This is a genomic window from Streptomyces sp. SID4985 (genome assembly GCF_009863025.1).
GTDB lineage: Bacteria > Actinomycetota > Actinomycetes > Streptomycetales > Streptomycetaceae > Streptomyces.
On record NZ_WWIR01000475.1, the window covers coordinates 1 to 2077 of the forward strand.

At 74.8% G+C, this 2077-nt stretch carries 2 protein-coding genes; one reads left to right on the forward strand and one right to left on the reverse strand.

Features of this window, described 5'->3' with window-relative positions; genetic code table 11:
• Positions 1 to 311: asparaginase (locus GTW40_RS21050; RefSeq protein WP_161181753.1), on the forward strand; the 311-nt coding region annotated here is incomplete at its 5' end.
• Positions 312 to 461: 150 nt separating this feature from the next.
• Here the strand turns inward: GTW40_RS21050 and GTW40_RS21055 are convergent.
• Positions 462 to 1646 (reverse strand): D-alanyl-D-alanine carboxypeptidase, encoded by a 1185-nt coding sequence (locus GTW40_RS21055; protein ID WP_202486210.1) that lies wholly within the window; start codon positions 1644 to 1646, stop codon positions 462 to 464.
• Between the last annotated feature and the right edge of the window lie 431 nt (positions 1647 to 2077).

Below are 2077 nucleotides of genomic sequence, written 5' to 3' on the forward strand. Positions count from 1 at the left end.
AGATGGCCTCCGGCACCCGCCGCGACGTGGCCGCGCTCATGCGGGCGGTGCCCGGTCTGCTCGCCAAGGACGGCTTCGAGGGCGTCCAGGTGGCCGCGCTGCCCGACGGCCGCGCCATCGCCGTGAAGATCGCGGACGGTGCCGACCGCGCGCGTGTCCCCGTCGCGGCGGCGGCCCTGGCCCGCGCCGGGGTCGACTCCGCCCTGCTCACCGCCTTCGAGGGCCAGGCGCTCCTCGGCGGCGGCCGCCCGGTGGGCAGCGTCCGTACCGTTCCCGCGCTGTCCCCGGACTCGCTGACGTCCTGCGCGTGACGAGCGGGGGTGTGGGGCCTGGTTGACGGGTGAGCGGCTGACGGCTGAGCGGCCCACGGGGGAGTGGCCCACGGTGGAGCGGCCGACGCGGGACCGGCCCGACGGAGGAGTGTCCGGCGGACGGGTGTCCGGTGGGGACGCGTCGGCCGGTCAGACGTCCTTGGAGCGGGTCGTCCCCTTCGACCGCAGGATCAGTGCCACCAGCGCCGCGCCCAGCACCGAGATGCCCGCGACCGTGGCGGTTTCCGTCCAGTCCGTGTCGTCGGGCGGTGTTGGGCCGGTGGCTGCCGCGACCGGCACGGCGGAGTGCACCGGTTTTGGAGCGGGCGCGGTGCGCAGGCCGTCCAGGGAGCCGACCGGGTCCACGTGGCCGGCCGCCGCGAACCCCCAGTCGAGCAGGGACCGCGCCTCCTCGTAGACGGCGAGGCCGTCGCCCTCCTGAGGGTTCATCACCGTCACCACGAGGGTGTGGCCGCCCCGGCGCGCGGCGGCGACCAGGGTGTTGCCCGCGTTGCTGGTGTAGCCGTTCTTGATGCCGATCAGCCCCGGATAGCGGGCCACTCCGTCCTCGCCGGTCAGCAGCCGGTTGGTGTTCTCGATGCCGAACGGCAGGCCGTCCCCGGGGAACTCGGCCTGCGCGGTGGAGCAGTAGCGGGCGAACTCGGGGTTGCGCAGCCCCTCCCGGCCGAAGATCGCGAGGTCGAACGCCGAGGACACCTGGCCCGGCGCGTCGTAGCCGTCGGGGGAGACCACATGGGTGTCCAGGGCGCCCAGCGCGTGTGCCTTGGTCTGCATCCGGTTCACGGTGCGCGGTACCCCCCCGTCCAGTGCGGCGAGTACATGGACGGCGTCGTTGCCGGAGCTGAGGAACACCCCGCGCCACAGGTCGGACACCTGATAGGTGTGGCCCTCCTCCACACCGACCAGGCTGCTGCCCTCGCCGACGTCGGCCAGTTCCTCGTAGCGGACGGTGTGCTTCTCCGCCGCGGGCAGCGTCGGCAGGACGGTGAGCGCGAACAGTGTCTTCAGGGTGCTCGCCGGGGGCAGCTTGCGGTGGGCGCCGTCCGCCGCCAGGACCTCGCCGGTACCGGCGTCGGCGATCAGCCAGGACAGCGCCGAGAGCTCCGGCAGCGCGGGCGCGCCGCGCAGGGGCCGCACCTGGGGGCCGGAGCCGTAGAGCAGGGACGGCTGGGGGACGGCCGCTCGGGGCGCCGGGGGTGCGGGTTCCCCCGCGCCGTGTCCGATGGCGGAGGCGGCGGGCGCGAGGGCCAGCACCCCCGCCGCACACAGGGAACAGAGGGACACGGTCGCCCGACGAGAGAATCCGGTGCTCATATGATCAACGTAGGAACGAGAGGGGGGTGCGGCGAGCCACCCGCGCCGGACGGCTTAGTGGAGCAACCCGGATGCCGCATGCGGGAACCCGCCCGGCCCAGCCGGCACCCCGGACCGGCCTCCCGGCGGGCGTACGCCGTCAGGGGCCCGCGCCGGACGTCCCCGGACCGTAACGATCCCGGACGTACGGGGACTTGACGCGCCCACTCCGCACTACCGTGACGACATGTCCACGCCACCGCAGCCATCGCAGCCTCCTCAGCCGCCCGGGCAGCCTGGACCGACTCCCCAGCCGCCCGCTCAGCCCGGACCGCAGCCCGGACCGGCTCCGGTGCAGCCCGGTTCGCCCGCGCCGCAGCCCTCGGTCCCGCCGCAGCCGACGGCCTACTCCTACCCGAACCCGCAGTCGCCCCCGCAGGCCAACCCCTACG